This is a genomic window from Leucobacter edaphi (genome assembly GCF_016522535.1).
Lineage (GTDB): Bacteria > Actinomycetota > Actinomycetes > Actinomycetales > Microbacteriaceae > Leucobacter > Leucobacter edaphi.
In genome coordinates this window covers 236,812-259,865 of the sequence record NZ_JAEHOI010000001.1, presented here as the reverse complement: position 1 = coordinate 259,865, position 23,054 = coordinate 236,812, and the positions used below count along the sequence as shown (strand labels likewise).

Below are 23,054 nucleotides of genomic sequence, written 5' to 3'. Positions count from 1 at the left end.
TCCTCAGGTCGGGACTGCTTGATGGCATTATGCCGCCGCAGCGAACACCTCCGCCTGCTTCAGCACGAGCTCGACCGCAGCTTCCTCCGCGTCCGGCGGATAGTCGTAGCGCGCCAGGATCCTGCGCACCTTCGAGCGCATCGCCGCCAGCACCGACTCCTTGAGGTTCCAGTCGATCGTCGCCGACTGTTGCACGGACTTCACGAGGTCCCGTGCGATCGCCTTCAGCGTCTCATCGCCGAGCTCCAGCACGGCTGCGTCGTTTTGTACGACGGCGTCGTAAAACGCGACCTCGTCCTCGCGGAGCCCGAGAGCGTTGTGCCGGGCCTGGTCGTCGCGCACCTGCTTCGCGAGCTTTACGAGCTCAGCGATGATCTCCGCAGTCGACAGAGACCTGTTCGTGTAGCGCTTCACGGCCTCGTCGAGCATCTCCGAGAACTTCCGCCCCTGCACGATGTTCTTGCGCTGCACCGTGCGGATCTGGTCGTTCAGGATCTTTCGGAGCAGCCCCATCTGGAGGTTCGGCTTGTCCTTGCCGGCGAGAGAGTCCAGGAACTCGTCGCTCAGGATCGAGATCTCCGGCGTCTCGACGCCCGCCAGCTTGTAGACGTCAACGACGTCCTCGGCTGCAACAGCCTCGTTGAGCAGCTGCCCGAGCGCGGTATCGATCTCCACCGCGCCGGAGCCTCCGCGGCCCGAGTCGGGGTTCAGGATCTTCAGGATCGCCGCGCGCACGTCCGTGAACAGACGCACGTCGTCGCGGATCGCCGCGGCCTCGTCACGCGCGCCAGCCAGCGCGAACGCCTTCGCCAGCGCGAGCACCTCGTCGTTGAAACGCTTCGTTCGGTCGGGGTCCGCCATCACGAAGTCGAGCACCTTCGCGTACTCCGCGAGGCGCTGAGACGACGACAGCCCTGGCGAGGCGTCGTAGGGGACGCTGTGCAGGATGCCGCGCACGACGTCGTGCTTCTCCAGCATCGCGCTCACGATCTCCTCGATCGGCACGCCCGCCTGGTCGCGGTCCGATGGCGAGTACTCCTGCAGGGCGTCCTGGAGGTTGGCGAAGAGCCCGATGTAGTCCACGATCAGCCCGCCGGGCTTGTCGCGGAACGTGCGGTTCACGCGGGCGATCGCCTGCATGAGGCCAGCGCCCTGCATCGTCTTGTCGACGTACATCGTGTGCATCGACGGCGCGTCGAAGCCGGTGAGCCACATGTCGCGCACGATCACGAGCTCCAGCGGATCGTCGGCGTTCTTCGCCCGGAGCTTCAGATCCTTGCGCACGTCCTTCGAGTGGATGTGCGGCTGGAACTCCGCGGGATCAGCAGCGGATCCGGTCATGACGACCTTGAGCCTCCCCTTCTCGGGATCGTCCGAGTGCCAGTCGGGCCTGAGCTCGACGAGCTTCTCGTAGAGGCGCACGGCGATCCTGCGGCTCATCGCGACGATCATGCCCTTGCCGAGCATCGCCTCTCGGCGTTTCTCCCAGTGGTCGACGATGTCCTGCGCCACGAGATCGAGTCGCGACTCCGCGCCGACGATCGCCTCCAGCCGCGACCAGCGCGACTTCGCCGCCGTCGCAGTGTCCTCTTCCACTGTCTCCGTGATCTCGTCGGCGAGCTCGTCGAGCGCTGAGAGGTCGGCGTCCGAGAGCTCGACGCGGGCCAGCCTGGACTCGTAGAAGATCTTGACAGTCGCGCCGTCGTCCACTGCGCGCGTGAGGTCGTAGACGTCGATGTAGTCACCGAACACTGCACGGGTCGACTTGTCGTTCGACTCGATCGGCGTGCCGGTGAAGCCGAGGTACGTCGCACCCGGTAGCGCGTCGCGCATGTGCTTCGCGAGGCCTGCCTTCAGCCTGCCGTGGCGGTCGAGCGTCTCGCCGAAGCCGTACTGAGAACGGTGCGCCTCGTCGGCGATTACGACCACGTTCCTGCGATCCGTCAGTACCGGATTGACGTCGCCGTCCTCGCCAGGGGCGAACTTCTGCAGCGTCGTGAACACGATCCCGCCAGAGGCCCGCCTGAGCTTGTCACGGAGGTCTGTGCGCGTCGACGCCTGCACCGGCGTCTCCGGCAGGATGCGCGCCGGCGCGAAGGTCTCGCCGAACAGCTGGTCGTCGAGGTCGTTGCGGTCGGTGATGAACACGAGCGTCGGGTTCGCCATGCGCGGGTCCCGCATGATCTTCGCCGCGTAGAACACCATCTCGAAGCTCTTGCCCGAGCCCTGCGTGTGCCACACCACGCCACCGCGTCGGTCGCCGTCAGGGCGGGAAGCAGCAACGGTCGACTCGACCGCGGCGTTGACCGCCCAGTACTGGTGGTACTTCGCCACTCGCTTCACGAGCGTGCGCGTCGGCTGGCCGGTGCTCTTGTCCGTCACGGTCTCGTCGCTGAACACGACGAAGTTCTTCAAGATGTCGAGGAAGCGCACAGGCTCGAACACGCCCTTGACGAGCACCTCCAGTGCGGGGCGGTCGGTCACGACCTTGCGGCCCTCGATCGTCTTCCATGGCGCGTAGTGCTCGAACGCGCCCGAGTAGCTGCTCATCGCGGAAGACACGCCGTCAGAGATCACCGTGACCGCGTTCGGCACGAACACCGAGGGGATGTCTTGCCGGTATGTCTGCACCTGGTTCCACGCCGACTTGAGGGTCGCGTTCTCGGCGGCGGGGTTCTTCAGCTCCAGCAGCGACACCGGCATGCCGTTCAGCATCACGAGCACATCGGGGCGGCGCTTCTTGCCATTCTCCACGATCGTGAACTGGTTGATGGCGACCCAGTCGTTACTCAAGGGGGCGTCGAAGTCGACCAGCTGCAGCCGCGTCGTGCGGATCATGCCGTCGGCGTCGCGGTGCTCGACGGCGACGCCCTCGACGATAAGCCTGTGCACGCGGGCGTTCTCGTCGATCGCGCTCTGCGACTCGGCGCGCTTGAGGGCCTTGATCGCCTCCGCGATCAACGCGGGGCTGGCATGGGAGTTGATGCGACGCATCGCTTCCCGCAGCCGCCCCCACAGGATCACGTCCTCGAACGACTCACGCTCCGAGGCCAGCTCGCCGGGCGCAATGTGCGGTCCGTGCAGCACGTCGTAGCCGAGCTCAGCGAAGTACTCCAGCGCGGCCTGTTCGACGATGTTCTCGTTGAAGGATATCACTGGGCTGTCTCGATCTCTGCAGCGCGCATACGGCCTGAGAGAAGCTCGGGGAGGAGCGCGTCGCGAAGAGCTGCGAGTCGCTGCATCTCCTCCGCGAGCTGATCACAACGGTTTTCGATCGAGAGAAGTGTCTCTTCAAGATCTGACAGATCACCGGCAGTCGGGATCACCACCGCAAGTTCCGCTAGACGCGACGGACTCAACTCGGTCTGACCTGTGCTCCCAGTCGCGAGATCTTCGATATCCGACTCGCGGCCGAGAAGCGAGTAGGCGAGCACCGTGGGCGGAATGATCTTCGGGTCGGGTTTGACGACCGAGACGTGGCCATCGACGAAGACATCACCGATGTGCCAACGGGCAACACGTCCCAGCGTGCCTGTTCCAGTTGAGTTGACGAGGATGTCACCGCTGCTCGCTCGCTTTTCGACCTTTACGACGCGATCCACCATTCGTCGCGACGGTTGGAGCGAGACCCAGCCGTCTCTGATGCACTTCTGATTGATCACCCGCGGTGCTTCGGGATCGGCATCTGCATACTTCGGAGCCACGCCACGGGCGATCGAGACAGAGACCTCGGATAACAGAGCCAGCCGATGGTCACCGTTGATCGCGGCCTGATACTTGCATTGCCCAAGCTCTCTGAGCAGTGCGCGCTGCCGCCGGTTCGACTCGATCTTGTCGTCGAGCGCGCCGAGCGTCGCCGCGATCGCGCGCTGCTCTCTCAAGCTGGGTGCCGGAACTTGGATTGCGGCAAGCGATGCTTGGTTGAGCTTGGGTTGTGCCGAGCCGGTGATATACCCCGAAATGTCAGTGGCCTCAAGGGCATAGGACAGGTACCTGGTGTCGTTCTCGTTATTCCCTTGAAGAACATGTGCATGGTTATTCACCCAAAAGCGCCCACTGGCAAGGAAAGCCACGGCGGTACTTCTGCTGCGGAGGTTCTCGCCATCTTCCGCCACCAGAAGGTGAAGACCCTCGAAAAGGTAATCATCTACATAGTCCACTACGCCGCTCGCCCCGTAATAGGGAAAGGGGCCGACTCGTCGGTCCGCGGCCTTCACCGGAATGCGCTTCCTGTCCAGATTCAGCACCAGCTCACCGATTGGACGTTTTGGAAAGGGAGTCATCGTTCGATCGCTCCAAGCCGACGTCGGACCTCGTCCTCAAGCTCGCGCCCGCGCTCGAACTCTGCGAAGAGCTCGCTCGTCAGACGTTCGATCTTCTCGTCGATCGGCTCGTCATCGACCTCGGCCTCCGCGGCGCCGACGTAGCGACCAGGAGTGAGTACGAAGCCGTGCTCCGCGATCTCCTCGATCGTCGCTGATCTGGCGAAGCCGGGGTCATTCTCGTAATTGCCGTCGTGGTTGCGCCACTCGTGGTAGATGTCCGCGATCTTTGCGATGTCCTTGTCCGACAACACGCGGAGCCTGCGCGACTCCATGTGGCCGAGCTTGCGGGCGTCGATGAACAGCACCTCGCCAGCCCGGGCGCGGTGGCCGTTGCCGTCGCGGCCCTTGGACACGAACCACAGCGACACCGGGATGCCCGTGTTGAAGAACAGCTTGTCCGGCATCGCCACGATGCAGTCCACGAGGCCCGCCTCGACGAGTCTCTGGCGGATCTCGCCCTCTCCGCCGCTCTTGGACGACAGTGAGCCATTGGCGAGCACGAAACCGGCCGTGCCGTGCGGTGCGAGGTGGTGCAGGAAGTGCTGCACCCACGCGAAGTTCGCGTTGCTCTGCGGAGGGGTGCCGTACTTCCAGCGGGGGTCGTCCGCGAGCGTCGCGTCCCACCAGTCCGAGACGTTGAACGGCGGGTTCGCGATCACGAAGTCCGCACGCAGGTCGGGGTGAAGGTCCTCGGTGAACGAGTCGGCCGAGTGCGACCCCATGTCAGCCTCGATGCCCCGCAGCGCGAGGTTCATCTTCGCGAGCTTCCACGTCGCGTCGGTGAACTCCTGCCCGTACACGGAGATGTCCGTGGGCTTGCCGCCGTGGGCCTTCACGAACTTCGCCGACTGCGCGAACATGCCGCCGGACCCCGCTGCCGGGTCGTACACACGACCCTTGTATGGTTCCAGCATCTCGACAAGTGTCTTGACGACCGATCGCGGCGTGTAGAAAGCGCCGGCGTCCTTGCCGGTCTCCTTGCCCGCGAACTGGCCAAGGAAGTACTCGTACACGCGGCCGAGAACATCGTCGGCACCGTGGTCGTCAGTCGCCGTGAAGCCGATCGAGCCGATGAGGTCGACGAGTTCTCCGAGGCGCTTCTTGTCGAGGCCGTCGCGGCCGTAGTTGCGCGGCAGCACGCCCTTGAGCGTCGGGTTCTCCTTCTCGATGAGATCCATAGCATTGTCGATGGTCTCGCCGATCTCCGGTTGCTTCGCCGAGTCCTGGATCGCGCCCCAGCGTGCCGCAGCGGGCACCCAGAAGACGTTCTGGCTCGCGTACTCGTCACGGTCCTCCAGGAAGCCCTCGATGCGCTCAGGCTTGATGCCCTCCGCAGCGAGCTCGTCCTTGAGCTGTGCGCGGCGCTCCTCGAAGCGGTCAGAGATGTACTTGAGGAACACGAGGCCGAGTACGACGTGCTTGTACTCGCTCGGCTCCTGGTTCCCGCGAAGCTTGTCCGCGGCGTCCCACAGGGTCTGCTCAAGGGTTCTCTGAGGCTTGGCCGTGGCCGACTTTCTCGCCATTCTGCGCTTTTCTCCTACGTGCAGCGGCGCTCGCGGGCGCGTGATCAGGTGTTGATTCGATCCTATCGCCGGCTGGCGGAATCGACGCTGCGCCCCGCTCAGCCTCCTCAACGCAGCCCTCCTAACCTTCCGGGAATCACGCTGCTTCCTCGATTTGGTCGTGCTCGATGGGCAGCATCTCCCTTTCCGCCGTTCGACCCCACCGAACATCGTCACGCACGTCCGCCCCACAGCGATCCGAACTGAATGAATTCCGCTGACGACGAAGGGCCGCCCCCAATCGGGGACGGCCCTTCGTCGTTCTGCGCCGCGCGCCGCGAACCGCGCTACACCGCGAGCCGGGTCTTGACGATCGCCGCGAGGTCGTCGGCGAGCTGGTGCGCCTGCGCCTCCTCGGCCGCCTCGACCATGACGCGCACGACCGGCTCGGTGCCCGACGGACGGAGCAGCACGCGCCCCTGACCGCCCAGCGCGACCTCGGCCTGGCGGATCGCCTGCTGCAGCACCTCGTCGCTCTTCACGCCGGCGCGATCCACACCTCGGACGTTCACGAGCACCTGCGGGTACACGGTCATGCAGGTCGCGAGCTCGGCGAGCGTTTTCCCGCTGCGCACGACCTCCGCCGCGAGGTGCAGGCCCGTGAGGATCCCGTCGCCCGTGGTGGCGTGCTCGCTCATGATCACGTGCCCCGACTGCTCGCCGCCAAGCGAATAGCCGTGCTCGTTGATCGCCTCGAGGACGTAGCGGTCGCCGACCGCCGTCTGGATCACGTCGATCCCGTTGTCGGCCATCGCGAGCGTCAGCCCGAGATTCGACATCACCGTGGCGACCAGGGTGTTCTTCTCGAGCTTGCCGCGGCTCTCCATCGACAGCGCGAGGATCGCCATGATCTTGTCGCCATCGATCACCTCGCCCGTCGCGTCGACCGCGAGGCAGCGATCCGCGTCGCCGTCGTGGGCGATGCCGAGATCGGCGCCGTGCTCGCGAACGGCCGCGATGAGCGGCTCGAGATGCGTGGAACCGACCCCGTCGTTGATGTTGAAGCCGTCGGGATCGTTGCCGATCACCGTGACCCTCGCGCCCGCGTCGCTGAACACGTCGGGCGAGATGCCGGCGGCGGCGCCGTGCGCGCAGTCGAGGACGACGTGGATGCCGTCGAGGCGGAGGCCCTCCAGCGTGCCGAGCAGGTGCACGAGGTAGCGGTCCTCGGCGTCCGCGAAGCGGCGGATCCGGCCGACCTCGCGGCCGGTCACCGCGATCGCGGGCCGATCCATCGCCGCCTGGATCTCGTCCTCGATGTCGTCGGCGAGCTTGCGGCCGCCCTCGGCGAAGAACTTGATGCCGTTGTCGGCTGCGGGGTTGTGCGAGGCGGACACCATGACGCCGAAGTCGGCCTCGGTGTCGGCGACGAGATACGCGGCGGCGGGGGTCGGGATCACCCCGGCGTCGAGCACGTCGACGCCGGCGGAGGCGAGGCCCGCCGAGACTGCCGCCGAGATGAACTCACCGGAGACGCGCGGGTCTCTGGCGAGGACGGCGACAGCACGACGGCTCTCGCCCCGGGCGGAACGCCCGAGCACGAGAGCCGCTGCGTGTGCGAGGTTCAGGGCCAGGTCGGCGGTCACATCGACCCCGGCCAGGCCCCGAACCCCATCGGTGCCAAACAGGCGTCCCATACGAGGGGAGCTCCTGCTTAGCGCTTCGAGTACTGGGGCGCCTTGCGGGCCTTCTTGAGGCCGGCCTTCTTGCGCTCCTTGATGCGGGCGTCGCGGCTCAGGAAGCCGGCCTTCTTGAGCGTCGGGCGGTTGTGCTCCGCGTCGATCTCGTTGAGGGCACGGGCGATCGCGAGGCGCAGCGCACCGGCCTGGCCCGAGGGGCCGCCGCCGACGATGCGGGCGATCACGTCGTACGCGCCGCCGAGCTCGAGGACCGTGAACGGATCCGTGATGAGCTGCTGGTGGAGCTTGTTCGGGAAGTACTCGGCGAGCTCGCGACCGTTGACGGTCATGGTGCCCGAACCGGGGATGAGGCGCACGCGGGCGATGGCCTGCTTGCGACGGCCGACGGCTGCACCGGGAACGGTGAGCGCGGGGCGCGGGGTCGAGGTGGCGGCCTGCGCGGCCGGCGTCTCGGTGGTGTAGCTCTCGGTGGCCACGGTCTGCTCTTCAGTCACTGTGAATTCTCTCTCTGACGTCTCTGTAAGGCGCCGCGGTTACTGCGCGACCTGGCCGAAGGTGTATGCGGTGGGCTGCTGGGCCGCGTGCGGGTGCTCTGCGCCCGCGTAGACCTTCAGCTTGCGGAACTGGTCGCGGCCGAGCGAGTTCTTCGGCAGCATGCCGCGGATCGCCTTCTCGACGGCGCGCTCGGGGTTCTTCTCGAGCAGCTCGGTGTAGCTGACCGAGCGGAGGCCGCCCGGGTAGCCCGAGTGACGGTAGGCCTTCTTCTGGGCCGCCTTGTTGGCGGTCAGGACGACCTTGTCGGCGTTGATGATGACGACGTAATCGCCCATGTCCATGTGGGGGGCGAAGGTGGTCTTGTGCTTGCCGCGGAGCAGAGCTGCGGCGTGCGAGGCGAGGCGGCCGAGCACCACGTCGGTGGCGTCGATGACGAGCCAGTCGTGCTTCTGCTCAGCGGCCTTCGGTGAATACGTGCGAGTCACTGGTGTGCTGCTTTCTGTCGAATTGGAGGTGTTTCGTGAATCCCGCTCCGCGTCCGGTCCCAGAGGGTGCACGGGCTTTGGAGGGCTCAACAAATCGGGTGCTTGCGCACCAAGGATCAAGATTAGCACAGGATCGCCGCGGGTTCCCGCGGGAACGGCTACTCCCCTGCCCGATCCTGACCGGATTCGACCTCGTGCGCGCCGCGACGGGCGCGGGTGAGTTCCGCGCGCGCGGCCAGTTCCTCGTCCGCGGGGTAGGCGATCTCTTCCAGGGAGAGCCCGTGCGGCGGCATGACGGTGAACGCGTTCGAGCGCGCGCTCGCGCCGCGCAGGGCGACGAGCCCCTCGTGGCTCAGGCGCCCCGAACCGACGGCGACCATCGCCCCGATCAGGGACCGCACCATCGAGTGGCAGAACGCATCGGCCTCGATCCTCGCGGCGTACGCCCCATCTTCGGTGCGGCGCCACTCGAAGGCGAGCAGCTCACGGATCGCGGTCGCCCCCTCGCGCGCCTTGCAGAACGCGGTGAAGTCATTCAGCCCGAGCAGTTCATCGGCAGCCGCCTGCATCGCCTCGAGGTCGAGCAGCCGCGGCACATCCGCGGTGAACCGCGCCGTGAGCGGGTCCTTCCGCGAGCTCTCGTCGCGGAGGCGGTACTCATAGCGGCGCCGGATCGCGGAGAATCGCGCGTCGAACGCCGGCGGCACGACCCGAACGGAGTGCACCACGACGTCGGGCGCCGAACGCTTCAGCACGCCGTTCAGCCGGCGCGCGCGGATCACTTCGATCCCCTCGGCGCCCTCGGCCCCGGCTCGACCATCCCACTTCCCGAGTGCGGCCGCGTCGATCGTGAGGTGCGCGACCTGCCCCCGTGCGTGCACACCGGCGTCGGTGCGCCCGCCGACCGTCAGCCGCTGGGGACCGCCGCGGAGCAGCGTCTCGAGCGCGTGTTCGAGTTCGCCCTGCACGGTGCGCAGGCCGGGCTGCGCCGCCCAGCCCGAGAAGTCCGTTCCGTCGTAGGAGAGATCGAGGCGCAGGCGCACGGGGGCCGCGCTCTCCCCCGATGGCTCGCCTCCGGCGCGCTCGGCCACGGGGTCGTCGGCCGCCGGCGCGCTCGTCTCGATGTCGTGCTCCACGGACTCGATCTTGCCAGACGCCCCGGTCACAGAATCTCCGCCACGGGTGTGTGGCATCCTGGAAAGTGGAATTCCGCCGCACCCGGCGGACCGCACCACACCCCGAGAAGGTCCACATGCGTTCACGCCGCTTCGGCGGCCTCGACGGACTGCGCGCGATCGCGGTCGCGCTGGTCCTCGGCTACCACCTCTTCCCCTCGGCGCTGCCCGGGGGCTTCCTCGGCGTGGATATTTTCTTTGCGATCAGCGGTTTTCTGATCACCTCACTGCTCCTGAGGGAGCATCGGCGGAGCGGGACGATCAATCTGCTGCACTTCTGGCGGAGGCGGGCCAGGCGCCTGCTGCCCGCCCTCGCGCTCGTCCTCCTCGTGAGCTCGTCGCTCGCAGCGCTGGTGCGCGGCGACCTGCTCGTGGGGATCGGGAAGCAGATCGCCGGGGCCGTGTTCTTCGTGAGCAACTGGGTCTACATCGCGATCGGATCCGACTACTTCACGCGCGACAATCCGGAGATCTTCCGGAACACGTGGTCGCTCGCGATCGAGGAGCAGTTCTACCTGGTGCTGCCGCTCCTCGTGCTCGTCCTGTTCCGGGCCTCCGGCCGGGTCACCCGCGCGCTGCCGTTCCTGCTCCTGGGAACGCTGTCGGCGGCCATGATGATCGACGCCTCCGCAGGCGGCGACGCTGCGACGCGGATCTACTTCGGCTCCGACACCCACGTCTTCGGGCTCTTCCTCGGCGCCGCGCTCGCCGTGATCCTGAGCGGGCGCGCCGGCGGGGGCGACGCGCAGCCCGTGACCGCCTCCGGTCTCGCTGCCTCGCGCCTCGCGCCCGCGCTGCGCGAGCTCGGCCTGGGCCTGGTCGCTGCCGCAGGGCTCGGCGTGCTCGGCTGGCAGGCGCTCACGCTCAGGGAGGGGAGCGCTGAGAGCTTCGAGGGAGGATTCCAGCTCGCCACCGGAGCCGCGCTTGCGACGATCTGGGCGATCACCCGCGAGGGGGCGATCGTTGGCCGTTGGCTCGATGCCGACCCGCTCCGCTGGGTCGGCGAGCGCTCCTACGGCATCTATCTCTGGCACTGGCCGCTCCTCGTGATCTTCGGCGAGGCATTCGGCCCGGGATCGCCGCTCACCGTTGCCGCCACCTTCGTGGCGACGATCCTCGCCGCGGCGGCCTCCTACCGCTTCCTCGAGCAGCCCGTCAGGCGCCTCGGTCTGCGCGGCGCGGCGCGGCGCCTCCTGCGCGGGGGCCCGCGCACCACACGGAACCTCGCCGTGTCACTCGGCCTCGCCGGGGTCCTCGCGCTCACGGTGCCCGGGACCGTCTACGCCGTGGTCACCGCGCCCGAGCAGTCGACCGCCGCCTCCGCGATCGCGCGCGGCCAGGCGGTCGCCGATGCCGAAGCCGAAGCCGAGACGGCGGCGGACGGGGACGCAGCGGAGAGCGGCGCGGATCACGGCGCCGATCCGGGCGGCCGCACCGCTCAGCAGAACGAGCCGGCCGCGGATCCGCAATCGTTCTTCGCCGGCCCCCTGAACGCGCTCGAGAGCCTGGAGCCCTCCGCCCCTCCGGAGCCCCGGGGCGGCGACGCCACGGCCGGCGAGGCGGGCGCGGGGCCGGGCGAGCGGCCGCAGCTGCAGGATCGGGACCGGTCGAAACCCGCCGGTGACACCGAGAAACGGCCCGGCGCGCTCTCCCCGCGCGCCGAGGGACCGGAGATCTCGGCCATCGGCGACTCGGTGATGCTCGCGAGCCTCCCCGAACTCCAGGACGCCTTCCCCGGAATCGCGGTCGACGCGGCCGTTTCCCGGGGAATGGGCGCCGGCGTCGACGTCGTTTCGGAGCAGGCCGAGACGCAAGCGCTGCGCCGGATCGTCGTCGTGGGACTCGGCACGAACGGCCCCGTGAGCCCGGAAGAGCTCGACGCGCTCGCCAAGCGGGTCGGCAACCGACCGCTCGTGCTCGTCGACGCGCACGCCGAGCGCGACTGGATTCCCGGCGTCAACAGGGAGCTCGCGGCGTTCGCGGACGCCCGTCGCGGCGTGGTCGTCGCCCGCTGGGATGCGAGCGTCGCCCCGCACGAGGACGCGCTCGCAGGCGACGGGATCCATCCGAATCCGCCCGGCGGCGAGATCTACGCGAAGAGCGTGGAGCGGGCGATCGCCGAGCTCGACACCCCCGCCGAGTCGATCGGCTTCGCGCTCCCCCGCCGCTAACCCGCGGGCGTGCCAGGCAACGCGCCCGAGGCGCCGAGCAGCCGATCGGCGGCGGCCCGAGCCTCCAACGCGGCATCGCGGTTCCCGGAGATTCCCGCGGTGACCAGGGCGCCCTCGAAGAGGTAGAAGAGCGCGGCCGCGGCGTCCCCGATCCCGGACTCATGAGCCACCCGATCGATCTGCTCCCGCAGCCGATGCTGATGCCGGCGCGCAGCCTCCGCCACCCCGGGGGACGTCGCACCGAGTTCGCCGGAGGCGTTCACCCACGCGCACCCCCGGTATCCCTCGTCAGCGAGCCACCGATGGAGCCAGTCGAAGAGCGCGCGCACCCGTTCGGGGCCGGGTGGCTCCTGCGCGATTCGCCTCGCGAGCGATCCCTGCCAGCGATCGTCGCGCCGGTCGAGCATGGCCACCACGATCGCCTCCTTCCCCGGGAACAGCGCATACACGCGCTTGAGCGGGAGGGCAGCGGCCGTGCGGAGTGCGTCCATCCCGACCGCCTGGAATCCCCGGTCGTAGAACAGCCGTTCCGCGGCGTCGAGGAGCTGCTCCCGCTCGGCATCCATTGCGTTCATGCGCCGTTCACCCCTTCAGCTTTGCTTCGAGAACGATCATTCTCTAGCATAGCAAGCAGGTCGAGAACGATCGTTCTCGCGACCGAGAGGAGCTCCCGTGCTGCAGTCACTCCGCACCAGTCTTGCGAGCCGCGCGCCGGCACGGCTCCCCGCCCGCATACTCGCCCTCGCCACGCTCACCGCCACAGCGGCGCTCCTCAGCCTCGTCGGGATCGGACTCCTCTCGGGCACCGCACTCCTCATCCCGCCGATGGCCGCGAGCATGGCGCTCATCGCCGGCGCACCCGCGCTACCCCTCTCCCAACCGCGCCACGTCATCGGAGGGCAAGTGATCTCGGCGATCATCGGCGTTTCCGTTGGGCTCATCAGCAACTCTCCCTGGGCCGCAGCGGTCGCCGGCGGCGTCTCCATCGGGGCGATGCTGCTCACCAGAACCTCCCACTCGCCGGCAGCGGCAACGGCGGTCATCGGAGCCACGATCGGCAACGGGCAGCTCGGCTTCATCGGCTGCGTCGTCGCCGCCTCGATCGTGCTCGTCATCTTCGGGCGCGTGCAGAGCATCCTCACCCGCATTCCGTACCCCAGCTACTGGTGGTGAGGCCAGCACCCACGGCCCCGCAGACACGACTGCGCCCCGCCGGACGAATCCAGCGGGGCGCAGTCGAATGAGGTGAGGAAGCCTTACTCGGCCTTCTCCTCGGCAGCCTCAGCCGCCTCCTCGGCGGGAGCCTCGGTCTCGGCGACCTCGGTCTCCTCGGCCTTGGGCTCCTCAGCCTTGGGCTCCTCGGCCTTGGCGGCCTTCTTCGCCTTGGGCTTCGGGGTCACGGGCTCGAGAACGAGCTCGATGATCGCCATCGGGGCGTTGTCGCCCTTCCGGAAGCCGGTCTTGATGACGCGGGTGTAACCACCCTCGCGGTTCTCGACGAGCGGCGCGATCTCGGTGAAGAGCTCGTGCACCACGTCCTTGTCGAGGATCTGACGCATCACGCGACGGCGAGCGTGCAGGTCGCCACGCTTCGCGAACGTGACGAGACGCTCGGCGACGGGCTGCAGGCGCTTCGCCTTCGTCTCGGTCGTCTGGATGCGCTTGTGCTCGAAGAGCTGCGCAGCCATCTGGTTCAGCATCAGGCGCTCGTGTGCGGGGCCGCCTCCGAGGCGGGGGCCCTTGTTGGGCTTGGGCATTCTTTACTCCAGTAAGTGAGGGATCCGACCGGCGGTCGGGACCTTAGTTGTTGTCGTCTTCGTAGCTGTAGAACTGCGCGCCATCGAAACCAGGCACGGCGTCCTTCAGCGAGAGGCCCATCTCGGTGAGCTTGTCGCGCACCTCGAAGACCGACTTCTGGCCGAAATTGCGGATGTTCATCAGCTGGGCCTCGGAGAGCGCAACGAGCTCGCTCACCGTGTTGATGCCCTCGCGCTTGAGGCAGTTGTAGCTGCGCACCGAGAGATCCAGGTCCTCGATCGGGATCGAGAGCTCGCCCTCCGTGACGACCTCGACCGGCGCGGGGCCGATCTCGACGCCCTCGGCGGCCGTGTTGAGCTCGCGGGCCAGACCGAACAGCTCGACCAGGGTCGAACCGGCCGACGCGATCGCGTCGCGCGGGCTGATGGCGGGCTTGGTCTCGACATCAACGACGAGACGATCGAAGTCGGTGCGCTCACCGGCACGCGTGGCCTCCACGCGGTAGGTGACCTTGAGCACCGGCGAGTAGATCGAGTCGACCGGGATGCGGCCGACCTCTGCGTCGTCGTTGCGGTTCTGCGCGGCCGAGACGTAGCCGCGGCCACGCTCGATCGTGAGCTCGAGCTCGAACTGAGCCGAGTCGCTGAGCGTCGCGATGACGAGCTCCGGGTTGTGCACCTCGACACCCGCGGGAGCGGAGATGTCGGCAGCGGTGACCTCGCCGGCGCCGGTCTTGCGCAGGTAGGCGGTGATGGGCTCGTCATGCTCGCTGGAGACGACGAGGTCCTTGATGTTGAGGATGATCTCGGTGACGTCCTCGGTCACGCCCGGGATGGTCGTGAACTCGTGGGCCACGCCCTCGAAGCGGACGCTGGTAACCGCGGCGCCGGGGATCGAGGAGAGGAGCGTGCGGCGCAGGGAGTTGCCGAGCGTGTAGCCGAAGCCGGGCTCGAGCGGCTCGATGGCGAAGCGCGAACGGAACTCGGAGATCGGTTCTTCAGTCAGAGTGGGTCGCTGTGCGATGAGCACGGTGTGGTGTCCTTTCGCTGGAGTCCGCTATATGACTCATGCGGTTGAGGGAGGATGGGGTCCGTGCGGGCCGGACGCCTCGAACGCGAGGCGCGGCCCGCGGGTGCGGCGGAAAGGATCCCCCGCACCCGCAGAGCGTGCTCGTTAGACGCGACGACGCTTGGGCGGGCGGCAGCCGTTGTGGGTCTGCGGGGTGACGTCGTTGATCGACCCCACCTCGAGGCCAGCGGCCTGCAGCGAGCGGATCGCGGTCTCGCGACCCGAGCCCGGGCCCTTGACGAAGACGTCGACCTTCTTCATGCCGTGCTCCTGCGCCTTGCGGGCAGCGGACTCTGCCGCGAGCTGCGCGGCGAACGGGGTCGACTTGCGCGAACCCTTGAAGCCGACGCCACCCGAGGAGGCCCAGCTGATCACGGCACCGGTGGTGTCCGTGATCGAGACGATCGTGTTGTTGAACGTCGACTTGATGTGGGCCTGGCCCACGACGACGTTCTTCTTATCCTTGCGGCGCGGCTTGCGCGCCGCCGACTTTGGTGCAGCCATTGAGTGTTCTCCTGAAAAGCTCTGTGTGACGGTCGAGTGAGCCGGTGGTTACTTCTTCTTACCGGCGACGGTGCGCTTCGGGCCCTTGCGGGTGCGAGCGTTCGTCTTGGTGCGCTGACCGTGCACAGGCAGGCCCTTGCGGTGGCGGATGCCCTGGTAGCTGCCGATCTCCACCTTGCGGCGGATGTCAGCGGCAACCTCGCGGCGAAGATCGCCCTCGACCTTGAAGTTGCCCTCAATGTAGTCACGGAGTGCGACGAGCTGGTCGTCGGTGAGGTCCTTGACGCGGATGTTGCCGTCGATGCCGGTTTCCTCGAGCGTCTTCAGCGCGCTGGTGCGGCCAACGCCATAGATGTAAGTGAGTGCAATCTCAACGCGCTTGTCGCGTGGGATGTCTACTCCTGCGAGACGTGCCATGGTGGCTCTCCTTGCGGATAGTGGAGGTTTGGCGCGCGTCGGGGGTTTGGGCCTCCGCCCCAAGGTGTCCCCCGATCGCGATGGATCGGGTTCTTCGACGCGCTGGATCAGTTATTGAGTTGTGAAGTGGTGCGCTGCGGGGCCGCAGCAGCCGGGACTAGCCCTGGCGCTGCTTGTGGCGCGGGTTCTCGCAGATCACCATGACACGGCCGTGACGACGGATGACCTTGCACTTGTCGCAGATCTTCTTGACGCTGGGCTTGACCTTCATGATGTTTCCTTTAGCGGGTTCGCTGTCCTCGTACTCCCGGGGTGCCGGGAGCCGTTACTTTCCGGTGACTGCCTACTTGTAGCGGTAGACGATGCGGCCGCGGGTCAGATCGTACGGAGTCAGCTCCACGATCACGCGGTCCTCGGGGAGGATGCGGATGTAGTGCTGACGCATCTTGCCCGAGATATGAGCGAGCACCTTGTGTCCATTGGTCAGCTCGACGCGGAACATCGCGTTCGGCAGAGCCTCGACAACGTGTCCCTCGATCTCGATGACGCCGTCTTTCTTCGCCATAGCCTCACTATCGCTTCGTAGTTTCACTGGTCATGCGAATGCTCGGCGCCCGATTTTGCGAACACAAAAACAGGCGCAAAGCACCAAAGATCAAGGATAGACCGCGAAGCCGCGTTTGTAAAGCGGAGCGCCGCGAGATCGGCGCGGCGGGCGCGAGCCGCGCCGGACGGGCCGGATCAGGGGATGGGAACCGGCGTCACGCCGAGCGGTTCCAAGCCGGACGCCCCGCCGTCCTCGGCGGTCAGCACCCAGATGCCCTTCTCGTGCACGGCGACCGAGTGCTCCCACTGGGCGCTCATCGAACCGTCCGCGATCGTGACGGTCCAGTCGTCGTCCTCGACCACCGTGTCGATCCCGCCGGCGGAGATGATCGGTTCGATCGCCACGACGAGGCCGGGCTTGATCTCCGGTCCGCGACGGCGCACCGGAACGTTGAACACGGGCGGATCCTCGTGCATGCTGCGACCGATGCCGTGCCCGATATAGTCCTCGAGCACGCCGAAATCGCTGTTCGCGCGCACATAACCGGCAACGGCCTCCCCCACCTCGTTGAGGTGCGTTCCCGTGGCGAGGCGCGCGATGCCGCGCCACATCGCCTGCTCGGTGACGCGGCTGAGCTTCTCGTTCGCGGCCGTGCGCTCCGGATCGGCGTGGTCGGGAAGGACCGCCGTGATCGCCGCATCGCCGTGCCAGCCGCCGATCACGGCGCCGGCGTCCAGCGCGACGATGTCGCCGGGAACGAGCGGACGCTCGCTCGGGATGCCGTGGACCACGTGCTCGTTGACGTTCGCGCAGATCGTGTGCTTGTAGCCGGGCTCGAGCATGAAGTTCGGCGCGCCGCCGCGGGCGCGAATCGCCTCCTCGGCGAGCGCATCGAGCTCGAGCGGGGTAATTCCGGGGCGCACGGCGTCACGCATCGCGGCAAGCGCCGCCGCGGTCGCCAGGCCGGGCTCGATCATGAGCCTGAGCTGCGCAGGCGACTTGTAGATCGACCTCCGCAGAATCCCCCGCCGACCCAACGCTAGCTGCCGACCCGCGAGCTGAGCTTCGCGTCGAGTCCCTCGGCGATGCGCGCCGCAACCTCCTCGACCGTGCCCAGGCCGTCGACCGAGACGAGGATCCCGCGCTCGGAGAACAGCTCGATGAGCGGCGCGGTCTGATCCGCGTAGATCTCCTGACGGTGACGAATGACCTCTTCGGTATCGTCCGCGCGGCCCTCGAGCTCAGCGCGCTTCAGGAGGCGTGCGACGACAGCGTCGACATCGGCCTCGAGCAGGATCACCGCGTCGAGCGCGGCGTTCTTCGGAGCGAGCATGGCGTCGAGCGCGTGCACCTGATCCACCGTGCGCGGGTACCCGTCGAGCAGGAAGCCGGCTGCGGCGTCGGCCTGCTCGAGACGGTCCGCGACGATCTCGTTCGTCAGCGAGTCGGGAACGAGCTCACCCTCGGCGATGATCGCCTGCACCTGCTGGCCGAGCGGCGTGCCGCCCTTGATGTTGGCGCGGAAGATATCGCCCGTCGAGATCGCGGGAACCTGGAAGCGCTCCGCGATCCGCGACGCCTGGGTGCCCTTGCCTGCCCCGGGAGGGCCGATGATGAGCAGTCGTGCGTGAGTGGTCTCGGTCACTTGAGGAGCCCTTCGTAGTGGCGCTGCTGGAGCTGCGCGTCAATCTGCTTCACCGTTTCGAGGCCGACGCCCACGATAATCAGGATCGAGGAGCCGCCGAACGGGAAGTTCTGGTTCGCGCCGAAGAATGCCAGCGCGACAAGCGGGATGAGCGCGATCACGCCGAGGTACAGCGAGCCGGCGCTCGTGATGCGCGTGAGCACGTAGTTGAGGTACTCGGCCGTGGGTCGGCCGGCGCGGATGCCCGGGATGAAGCCGCCGTACTGCTTCATGTTGTCCGCGACCTCCTCCGGGTTGAAGGTGATCTGCACGTAGAAGAACGTGAAGCCGATCACGAGCAGGAAGAACACGACCATGTAGAGCGGCTGATCGCCGAGCACGAGGTTGTTCTGGATCCAGACCACCCAGGCCTTCGGCTCCTCGCCGATCTTGGGCTGGTTGAACTGGGTGATGAGCATCGGCAGGTACAGGATCGCCGAGGCGAAGATGACCGGGATAACGCCGGCCATGTTGACCTTGATCGGGATGTACGTGCTCGAACCACCGTAGGTGCGACGCCCGACGACGCGCTTCGCGTACTGCACGGGGATCCGGCGCTGCGACTGCTCGACGAAGACGACCGCGGCGACGACCACGAGACCGACCGCGAGCACCAGGAAGAAGACCTCCCAGCCGCGCGACTCCTTGATGGTCCACATGGCGCCGGGGAAGCTCGCGGCGATCGAGGTGAAGATCAGGAGCGACATGCCGTTGCCGATGCCGTGCTCGGTGATGAGCTCGCCGAACCACATGATGAGGCCGGTGCCGGCGGTCATCGTGAGGATCATGATGAGGATCGACCACCACTCCTGCGACACGAGGTTCTGGCAGGCCTGGTTCGCGGCGGCACCGAAGAGCTGGCCCGAGCGCGCGACCGTGATGAGCGTGGTCGACTGCAGGATCGCGAGCGCGATCGTGAGATAGCGCGTGTACTGCGTCAGCTTCGCCTGGCCCGCCTGACCCTCCTTGTGGAGCGTCTCGAAGTGCGGGATGACGACGCGGAGCAGCTGCGTGATGATCGACGCCGTGATGTAGGGCATGATGCCGAGCGCGAAGATCGACAGCTGCAGCAGCGCGCCGCCGCTGAAGAGGTTGATCATGTCGTACAGGCCCGAGGTGCCGGTCTTGTTGGCCGCCAGACACGCCTGGACGTTATTGAAGTCCACGAAGGGCGCCGGGATGAAGGATCCGAGCCGGAACAGCGACACGATGCCCAGGGTGAATACGAGCTTCCGCCTGAGATCGGGGGTTCTGAAGATCCGTCCGATAGCGCTGAACAAAATCTGCCTCCTGGGGACGTCATGGGGCCACCGTCTGTGGACGGGAAGCCATTGCACTAGCCTACACGCCAGCGGGAATGTGCTGCCACGGGCCCACCCGATTGGTGGCCCGCGACGAAAAACGGGGTCGAGACCGGACGGCTATTCGCCGTCCGACCTCTCCCCCGTCGCTCGAGTCATCCTCGAGTTCGTATGAGCTCCGAGGAGCCCTTACTTGATCTCTCCGCCAGCGGCGACGATCTTCTGCTCAGCCGAGCCGGAGACCTTGTCCACCGAGACGACGAGCTTGACCTGGAGGTCGCCGTCGCCCAGCACCTTGACGGGCTGGTTCTTGCGGACGGCACCCTTGGCCACGAGATCCTCGACCGTCACGTCGCCACCCTTGGGGTAGAGCTCTGCGAGCTTGGCAACGTTGACGACCTGGTACTCCGTGCGGAACGGGTTCTTGAACCCGCGGAGCTTCGGGGTGCGCATGTGCAGCGGCATCTGCCCACCCTCGAAGCCGGCCTTGACCTGGTACCGGGCCTTGGTGCCCTTGGTACCGCGGCCGGCGGTCTTGCCCTTCGAAGCCTCACCGCGACCCACGCGGGTCTTGGCGGTCTTCGAGCCGGGCGCGGGGCGCAGGTGGTGCGCCTTCAGCACCTGCTGGCGCTCCTCGTTCTTCTCGCTCATGCGTCGATCTCCTCAACCTCTACCAGGTGAGCAACCGCACGCACGTATCCGCGGTTCGCCTTGGTGTCCTCGCGAACGACCGTCTGGCCGATCTTCCTGAGGCCCAGGCTGCGGAGCGTGTCGCGCTGGTTCTGCTTCTCACTGATAACGGACTTCGTCTGCGTAATCTTCAGGCTCTTCGCCATTACGCACCTGCCTTTGCCTTCGCGGCAGCGTCGGCCGCAGCCTTCGCCTCGGCGCGCACGATGCGGGCCGGGGCGACGCGGTCGAAGTCGAGGCCGCGGCGAGCTGCGACGGAGCGGGGCTCCTCGAGCTGCTGCAGCGCCTCAACGGTCGCGTGCACGATGTTCAGGGTGTTCGACGAACCGAGCGACTTGCTCAGGACGTCGTGGATGCCGGCGCACTCGAGGACGGCGCGAACCGGGCCACCGGCGATAACACCGGTACCGGCAGCGGCCGGACGCAGCAGGACAACGCCCGCGGCTGCCTCGCCCTGGACCGGGTGAGGGATCGTGCTGCCGACGCGGGGCACGCGGAAGAAGTTCTTCTTGGCCTCCTCGACACCCTTGGAGATGGCGAGGGGCACCTCCTTCGCCTTGCCGTAGCCGACACCGACGGTGCCGTTGCCATCGCCCACCACGACGAGCGCGGTGAAGCTGAAGCGACGGCCGCCCTTGACGACCTTCGACACGCGGTTGATCGTGACGACGCGCTCGAGGAACTGGCTCTCGTTGCGATCGCGGCCACCGCGCTCGCCACGGGTGCCGCGGTCGCGGCTTCCGCGACGCTGCTCACGGGGCTCGTTACGGTGATCCTGAGCCGGGGCCTGCGCGGCCTGCGTCTCAGCCTGGGCCTCTGCAGACACTTCCTGCTCCTTCGTTTCGTTGCTCACAGGGTCAGCCCCCCTTCGCGAGCGCCGTCGGCGATCGCTGCGACGCGACCGGCGTACTTGCTGCCGCCGCGGTCGAACACGACCGCCTCGACACCGGCGCCCTTGGCACGCTCGGCGACGAGCTCGCCGACCTTGCGCGCCTTCGCGGTCTTATCGCCCTCGAACGAGCGAAGATCCGACTCCATCGTCGACGCCGAAGCGACGGTGATGCCCTTCGAATCGTCGACGACCTGGACGAACACGTGACGCGCAGAGCGGGTCACGACGAGACGGGGACGCGCCTCCGTACCGACAATCTTCTTACGCAGGCGGGTGTGGCGGCGCACGCGCGCAGCCGAACGGCCCTTTGCCCGGGACACTGAAGCGGCCATGGGTTACTTACCAGCCTTTCCTGCCTTGCGACGGACGTTCTCGCCCGCGTAGCGAATGCCCTTGCCCTTGTAGGGCTCCGGCTTCTTCAGCTTGCGGATGTTCGCAGCGGTCTCACCGACCGCCTGCTTCGAGATGCCGCTCACCGTGATCTTGGTGTTGCCCTCGACCGAGAGCGTGATGCCCTCGGGGGCGTCAACGTTGACCGGGTGCGAGAAGCCGAGGGCGAGCTCGAGGCCCGTGCCCTTCTGCTGCACGCGGTACCCCGTGCCGACGACCTCGAGCTGCTTGGCGTAGCCCTCGGTGACCCCGATGATGTTGTTGTTGATGAGCGTGCGCGTGAGACCGTGCAGCGCTCGGGAGTTCCGCTCCTCGTCGGGACGGGTCACAACGACCTGACCGTCCTCGAGAGCGACGCGGATCGGCTCGGCGACGACGAGCGACAGCTCGCCCTTCGAGCCCTTGACCGTGACCTTCTGGCCGTCGATCTTGACGTCGACACCGCCGGGAACGGCGATGGGAAGCTTACCAATTCGTGACATGACGGCTTACCACACGTAGGCGAGGACTTCCCCGCCGACGCCCTTCTGCTCGGCCTCACGGTCCGTGAGAAGACCGGAGGAGGTGGACAGGATCGCGATGCCGAGGCCACCGAGCACGCTCGGGATCTCGGTGGAGCCCGCGTACACCCGGAGACCGGGCTTCGACACGCGCTTGATGCCCTCGATGGAGCGCTCGCGGTTGGGGCCGTACTTGAGGGACATGGTGATGGTCGTCCCGACGCGTGCCGGCTCGACCTTCCAGTCCTTGATGTAACCCTCGCGCTTGAGGATCTCGGCGATCCGCTCCTTCAGCTTCGAGCCGGGGAGGGAAACGTCGTCATGATGCGCAGAGTTTGCGTTGCGCAGCCGGGTCAGCATATCTGCGACCGGATCAGTCATCGTCATGAGTGACTCTTTCTTTCTCGCCTGGTTTCACGCACCGTTACACGGTGCGTGACCTGGGTGACACACGGATGGGGTGCCCGGGAAATCCCGGGCACCCTTCACCGCTTGGACTATTCAGTTGTAAGTTATTCCGACTTGAACGGGAAGCCGAGCGCGCGAAGCAGCGCACGACCCTCGTCGTCGGTCTTGGCGGTGGTCACGATGGTGATGTCGAAACCGCGCACCCGATCAATCTTATCCTGATCGATCTCGTGGAACACACTCTGTTCGGTCAAACCGAAGGTGTAGTTGCCGTTTCCGTCGAACTGGCGGGGCGAAAGGCCGCGGAAATCGCGGATTCGCGGGAGTGCCAGGCCGATCAGACGATCAAGGAATTCCCAGGCACGGTCGCCGCGCAGCGTGACGTGCGCGCCGATCGCCTGCCCCTCGCGCAGCTTGAACTGCGCGATGGACTTGCGGGCCTTGGTGACCATGGGCTTCTGACCGGTGATCTTGGTGAGGTCCGCGATCGCGCCCTCGATCACCTTGCTGTCGCGAGCCGCCTCGCCGACACCGGTGTTCACGACGACCTTGACGATCCCCGGAACCTGCATGATGTTGGCGTAGTCGAACTCCTCGCGGAGCTGCGGAACGATGTCGCTCCGGTACTTCTGCTTCAGGCGCGGCTGGATTTTGCCAGTCGCTGCGGCAGTCTCAGTCATTAGAGGTCCTTCCCAGACGTCTTGGCGTACCGCACGCGCACGGTCTTCTTCTTGCCATCGCGCTCGACCTCTTCGACGCGGAAGCCGACACGGGTCGGCTTCTTCGTCTCGGGATCGACGACCGCGACGTTGGACACGTGGATCGGCGCCTCAACGGTCTCGATACCACCCTCGCGCGTGCCGCGGTCGGACTGGCCGACGCGGACGTGCTTGGTGATGTAGTTGACGCCCTCGACGACGATGCGATCGCTCTCGGCGATCACCTCGATGACGCGACCCTGCTTGCCCTTGTAGCCGCCGCGCTCCTGCGACGGGCCCGAGATGACCTCGACGAGGTCACCCTTCTTGATCTTTGCGCCCAT

27 protein-coding genes are annotated in these 23,054 nt (G+C 67.0%); 2 read left to right on the top strand and 25 right to left on the bottom strand.

Annotated features, from left to right (window positions below):
- Positions 1-27: 27 nt before the first annotated feature.
- The 7 genes from JD292_RS01230 to truA form a co-directional block, all read right to left on the bottom strand.
- The gene (locus JD292_RS01230; RefSeq protein ID WP_200130907.1) at positions 28-3,156 is read right to left on the bottom strand and encodes a type I restriction endonuclease subunit R; all 3,129 of its coding nucleotides are present in this window, start codon (positions 3,154-3,156) and stop codon (positions 28-30) included.
- Positions 3,153-4,283, bottom strand: a complete 1,131-nt coding sequence (locus tag JD292_RS01225) for a restriction endonuclease subunit S (protein ID WP_200130906.1) — start codon at positions 4,281-4,283, stop codon at positions 3,153-3,155. The genes JD292_RS01230 and JD292_RS01225 overlap by 4 nt, the downstream gene beginning before the upstream one ends.
- Positions 4,280-5,848, bottom strand: a complete 1,569-nt coding sequence (locus JD292_RS01220; RefSeq protein WP_200130905.1) for a class I SAM-dependent DNA methyltransferase — start codon at positions 5,846-5,848, stop codon at positions 4,280-4,282. The genes JD292_RS01225 and JD292_RS01220 overlap by 4 nt, the downstream gene beginning before the upstream one ends.
- 326 nt (positions 5,849-6,174) lie before the next feature.
- Positions 6,175-7,524, bottom strand: coding sequence for a phosphoglucosamine mutase (gene glmM, locus JD292_RS01215; RefSeq protein WP_200130904.1), 1,350 nt, complete (start codon positions 7,522-7,524; stop codon positions 6,175-6,177).
- Positions 7,525-7,541: 17 nt separating this feature from the next.
- Positions 7,542-8,021 carry a 30S ribosomal protein S9 gene (rpsI, locus tag JD292_RS01210; RefSeq protein ID WP_200130903.1) on the bottom strand — a complete coding sequence of 160 codons (480 nt, stop codon included), beginning with the start codon at positions 8,019-8,021 and terminating at the stop codon, positions 7,542-7,544.
- A 39-nt stretch (positions 8,022-8,060) separates the two neighbouring features.
- Complete coding sequence (rplM, locus tag JD292_RS01205; RefSeq protein ID WP_200130902.1) at positions 8,061-8,507, bottom strand: 50S ribosomal protein L13; 447 nt, start codon at positions 8,505-8,507, stop codon at positions 8,061-8,063.
- Positions 8,508-8,665: 158 nt separating this feature from the next.
- The gene (truA, locus tag JD292_RS01200; RefSeq protein ID WP_369411099.1) at positions 8,666-9,598 is read right to left on the bottom strand and encodes a tRNA pseudouridine(38-40) synthase TruA; all 933 of its coding nucleotides are present in this window, start codon (positions 9,596-9,598) and stop codon (positions 8,666-8,668) included.
- Between the two features lie 161 nt (positions 9,599-9,759).
- Between truA and JD292_RS01195 the strand changes: the two genes are divergently transcribed.
- Positions 9,760-11,853 (top strand): acyltransferase family protein, encoded by a 2,094-nt coding sequence (locus JD292_RS01195; RefSeq protein ID WP_200130900.1) that lies wholly within the window; start codon positions 9,760-9,762, stop codon positions 11,851-11,853.
- On the opposite strand, the gene JD292_RS01190 is transcribed toward JD292_RS01195, so the two are convergent.
- Positions 11,850-12,428 carry a TetR/AcrR family transcriptional regulator gene (locus JD292_RS01190; RefSeq protein ID WP_200130899.1) on the bottom strand — a complete coding sequence of 193 codons (579 nt, stop codon included), beginning with the start codon at positions 12,426-12,428 and terminating at the stop codon, positions 11,850-11,852. The genes JD292_RS01195 and JD292_RS01190 overlap by 4 nt on opposite strands.
- A gap of 97 nt (positions 12,429-12,525) precedes the next feature.
- On the opposite strand from JD292_RS01190, the gene JD292_RS01185 reads away from it, so the two are divergent.
- On the top strand, positions 12,526-13,026 hold the full coding sequence (locus tag JD292_RS01185) for an HPP family protein (protein ID WP_200130898.1): 501 nt from the start codon (positions 12,526-12,528) through the stop codon (positions 13,024-13,026).
- Positions 13,027-13,109: 83 nt separating this feature from the next.
- On the opposite strand, the gene rplQ is transcribed toward JD292_RS01185, so the two are convergent.
- The 17 genes from rplQ to rplX all read right to left on the bottom strand — a co-directional run bounded on the left by rplQ (position 13,110) and on the right by rplX (position 23,054).
- The gene (gene rplQ / locus JD292_RS01180; RefSeq protein ID WP_200130897.1) at positions 13,110-13,610 is read right to left on the bottom strand and encodes a 50S ribosomal protein L17; all 501 of its coding nucleotides are present in this window, start codon (positions 13,608-13,610) and stop codon (positions 13,110-13,112) included.
- A gap of 43 nt (positions 13,611-13,653) precedes the next feature.
- Positions 13,654-14,640 carry a DNA-directed RNA polymerase subunit alpha gene (locus JD292_RS01175; protein ID WP_200130896.1) on the bottom strand — a complete coding sequence of 329 codons (987 nt, stop codon included), beginning with the start codon at positions 14,638-14,640 and terminating at the stop codon, positions 13,654-13,656.
- 144 nt (positions 14,641-14,784) lie between these two features.
- The gene (gene rpsK, locus JD292_RS01170) at positions 14,785-15,183 is read right to left on the bottom strand and encodes a 30S ribosomal protein S11 (RefSeq protein ID WP_200130895.1); all 399 of its coding nucleotides are present in this window, start codon (positions 15,181-15,183) and stop codon (positions 14,785-14,787) included.
- A 48-nt stretch (positions 15,184-15,231) separates the two neighbouring features.
- Positions 15,232-15,600 carry a 30S ribosomal protein S13 gene (rpsM, locus tag JD292_RS01165; RefSeq protein ID WP_200130894.1) on the bottom strand — a complete coding sequence of 123 codons (369 nt, stop codon included), beginning with the start codon at positions 15,598-15,600 and terminating at the stop codon, positions 15,232-15,234.
- Between the two features lie 157 nt (positions 15,601-15,757).
- Entirely contained in the window at positions 15,758-15,871 is a 114-nt protein-coding gene (gene rpmJ, locus JD292_RS01160; RefSeq protein ID WP_009199219.1) for a 50S ribosomal protein L36, read from the bottom strand.
- Between the two features lie 72 nt (positions 15,872-15,943).
- Positions 15,944-16,165, bottom strand: a complete 222-nt coding sequence (infA, locus tag JD292_RS01155; protein WP_017793388.1) for a translation initiation factor IF-1 — start codon at positions 16,163-16,165, stop codon at positions 15,944-15,946.
- 176 nt (positions 16,166-16,341) lie between these two features.
- Positions 16,342-17,184, bottom strand: coding sequence for a type I methionyl aminopeptidase (gene map, locus JD292_RS01150; RefSeq protein ID WP_200130893.1), 843 nt, complete (start codon positions 17,182-17,184; stop codon positions 16,342-16,344).
- A 2-nt stretch (positions 17,185-17,186) separates the two neighbouring features.
- Complete coding sequence (locus tag JD292_RS01145; RefSeq protein ID WP_200130892.1) at positions 17,187-17,792, bottom strand: adenylate kinase; 606 nt, start codon at positions 17,790-17,792, stop codon at positions 17,187-17,189.
- The gene (gene secY, locus JD292_RS01140) at positions 17,789-19,111 is read right to left on the bottom strand and encodes a preprotein translocase subunit SecY (protein WP_200130891.1); all 1,323 of its coding nucleotides are present in this window, start codon (positions 19,109-19,111) and stop codon (positions 17,789-17,791) included. The genes JD292_RS01145 and secY overlap by 4 nt, the downstream gene beginning before the upstream one ends.
- A gap of 210 nt (positions 19,112-19,321) precedes the next feature.
- Positions 19,322-19,783 carry a 50S ribosomal protein L15 gene (gene rplO, locus JD292_RS01135; protein ID WP_200130890.1) on the bottom strand — a complete coding sequence of 154 codons (462 nt, stop codon included), beginning with the start codon at positions 19,781-19,783 and terminating at the stop codon, positions 19,322-19,324.
- Complete coding sequence (rpmD, locus tag JD292_RS01130) at positions 19,780-19,968, bottom strand: 50S ribosomal protein L30 (RefSeq protein ID WP_119073211.1); 189 nt, start codon at positions 19,966-19,968, stop codon at positions 19,780-19,782. The genes rplO and rpmD overlap by 4 nt, the downstream gene beginning before the upstream one ends.
- Positions 19,968-20,675, bottom strand: a complete 708-nt coding sequence (gene rpsE / locus JD292_RS12080; RefSeq protein ID WP_200130889.1) for a 30S ribosomal protein S5 — start codon at positions 20,673-20,675, stop codon at positions 19,968-19,970. Before rpsE ends, rpmD begins: the two co-directional genes overlap by 1 nt.
- Positions 20,672-21,046 (bottom strand): 50S ribosomal protein L18, encoded by a 375-nt coding sequence (gene rplR, locus JD292_RS01120; RefSeq protein ID WP_200130888.1) that lies wholly within the window; start codon positions 21,044-21,046, stop codon positions 20,672-20,674. Before rplR ends, rpsE begins: the two co-directional genes overlap by 4 nt.
- Before the next feature lie 3 nt (positions 21,047-21,049).
- Positions 21,050-21,586, bottom strand: coding sequence for a 50S ribosomal protein L6 (gene rplF / locus JD292_RS01115; RefSeq protein WP_200130887.1), 537 nt, complete (start codon positions 21,584-21,586; stop codon positions 21,050-21,052).
- 6 nt (positions 21,587-21,592) lie between these two features.
- The gene (gene rpsH, locus JD292_RS01110; protein WP_200130886.1) at positions 21,593-21,991 is read right to left on the bottom strand and encodes a 30S ribosomal protein S8; all 399 of its coding nucleotides are present in this window, start codon (positions 21,989-21,991) and stop codon (positions 21,593-21,595) included.
- Between the two features lie 125 nt (positions 21,992-22,116).
- Positions 22,117-22,692 (bottom strand): 50S ribosomal protein L5, encoded by a 576-nt coding sequence (rplE, locus tag JD292_RS01105; protein ID WP_200130885.1) that lies wholly within the window; start codon positions 22,690-22,692, stop codon positions 22,117-22,119.
- Positions 22,692-23,054, bottom strand: a complete 363-nt coding sequence (gene rplX, locus JD292_RS01100; RefSeq protein ID WP_200130884.1) for a 50S ribosomal protein L24 — start codon at positions 23,052-23,054, stop codon at positions 22,692-22,694. Before rplX ends, rplE begins: the two co-directional genes overlap by 1 nt.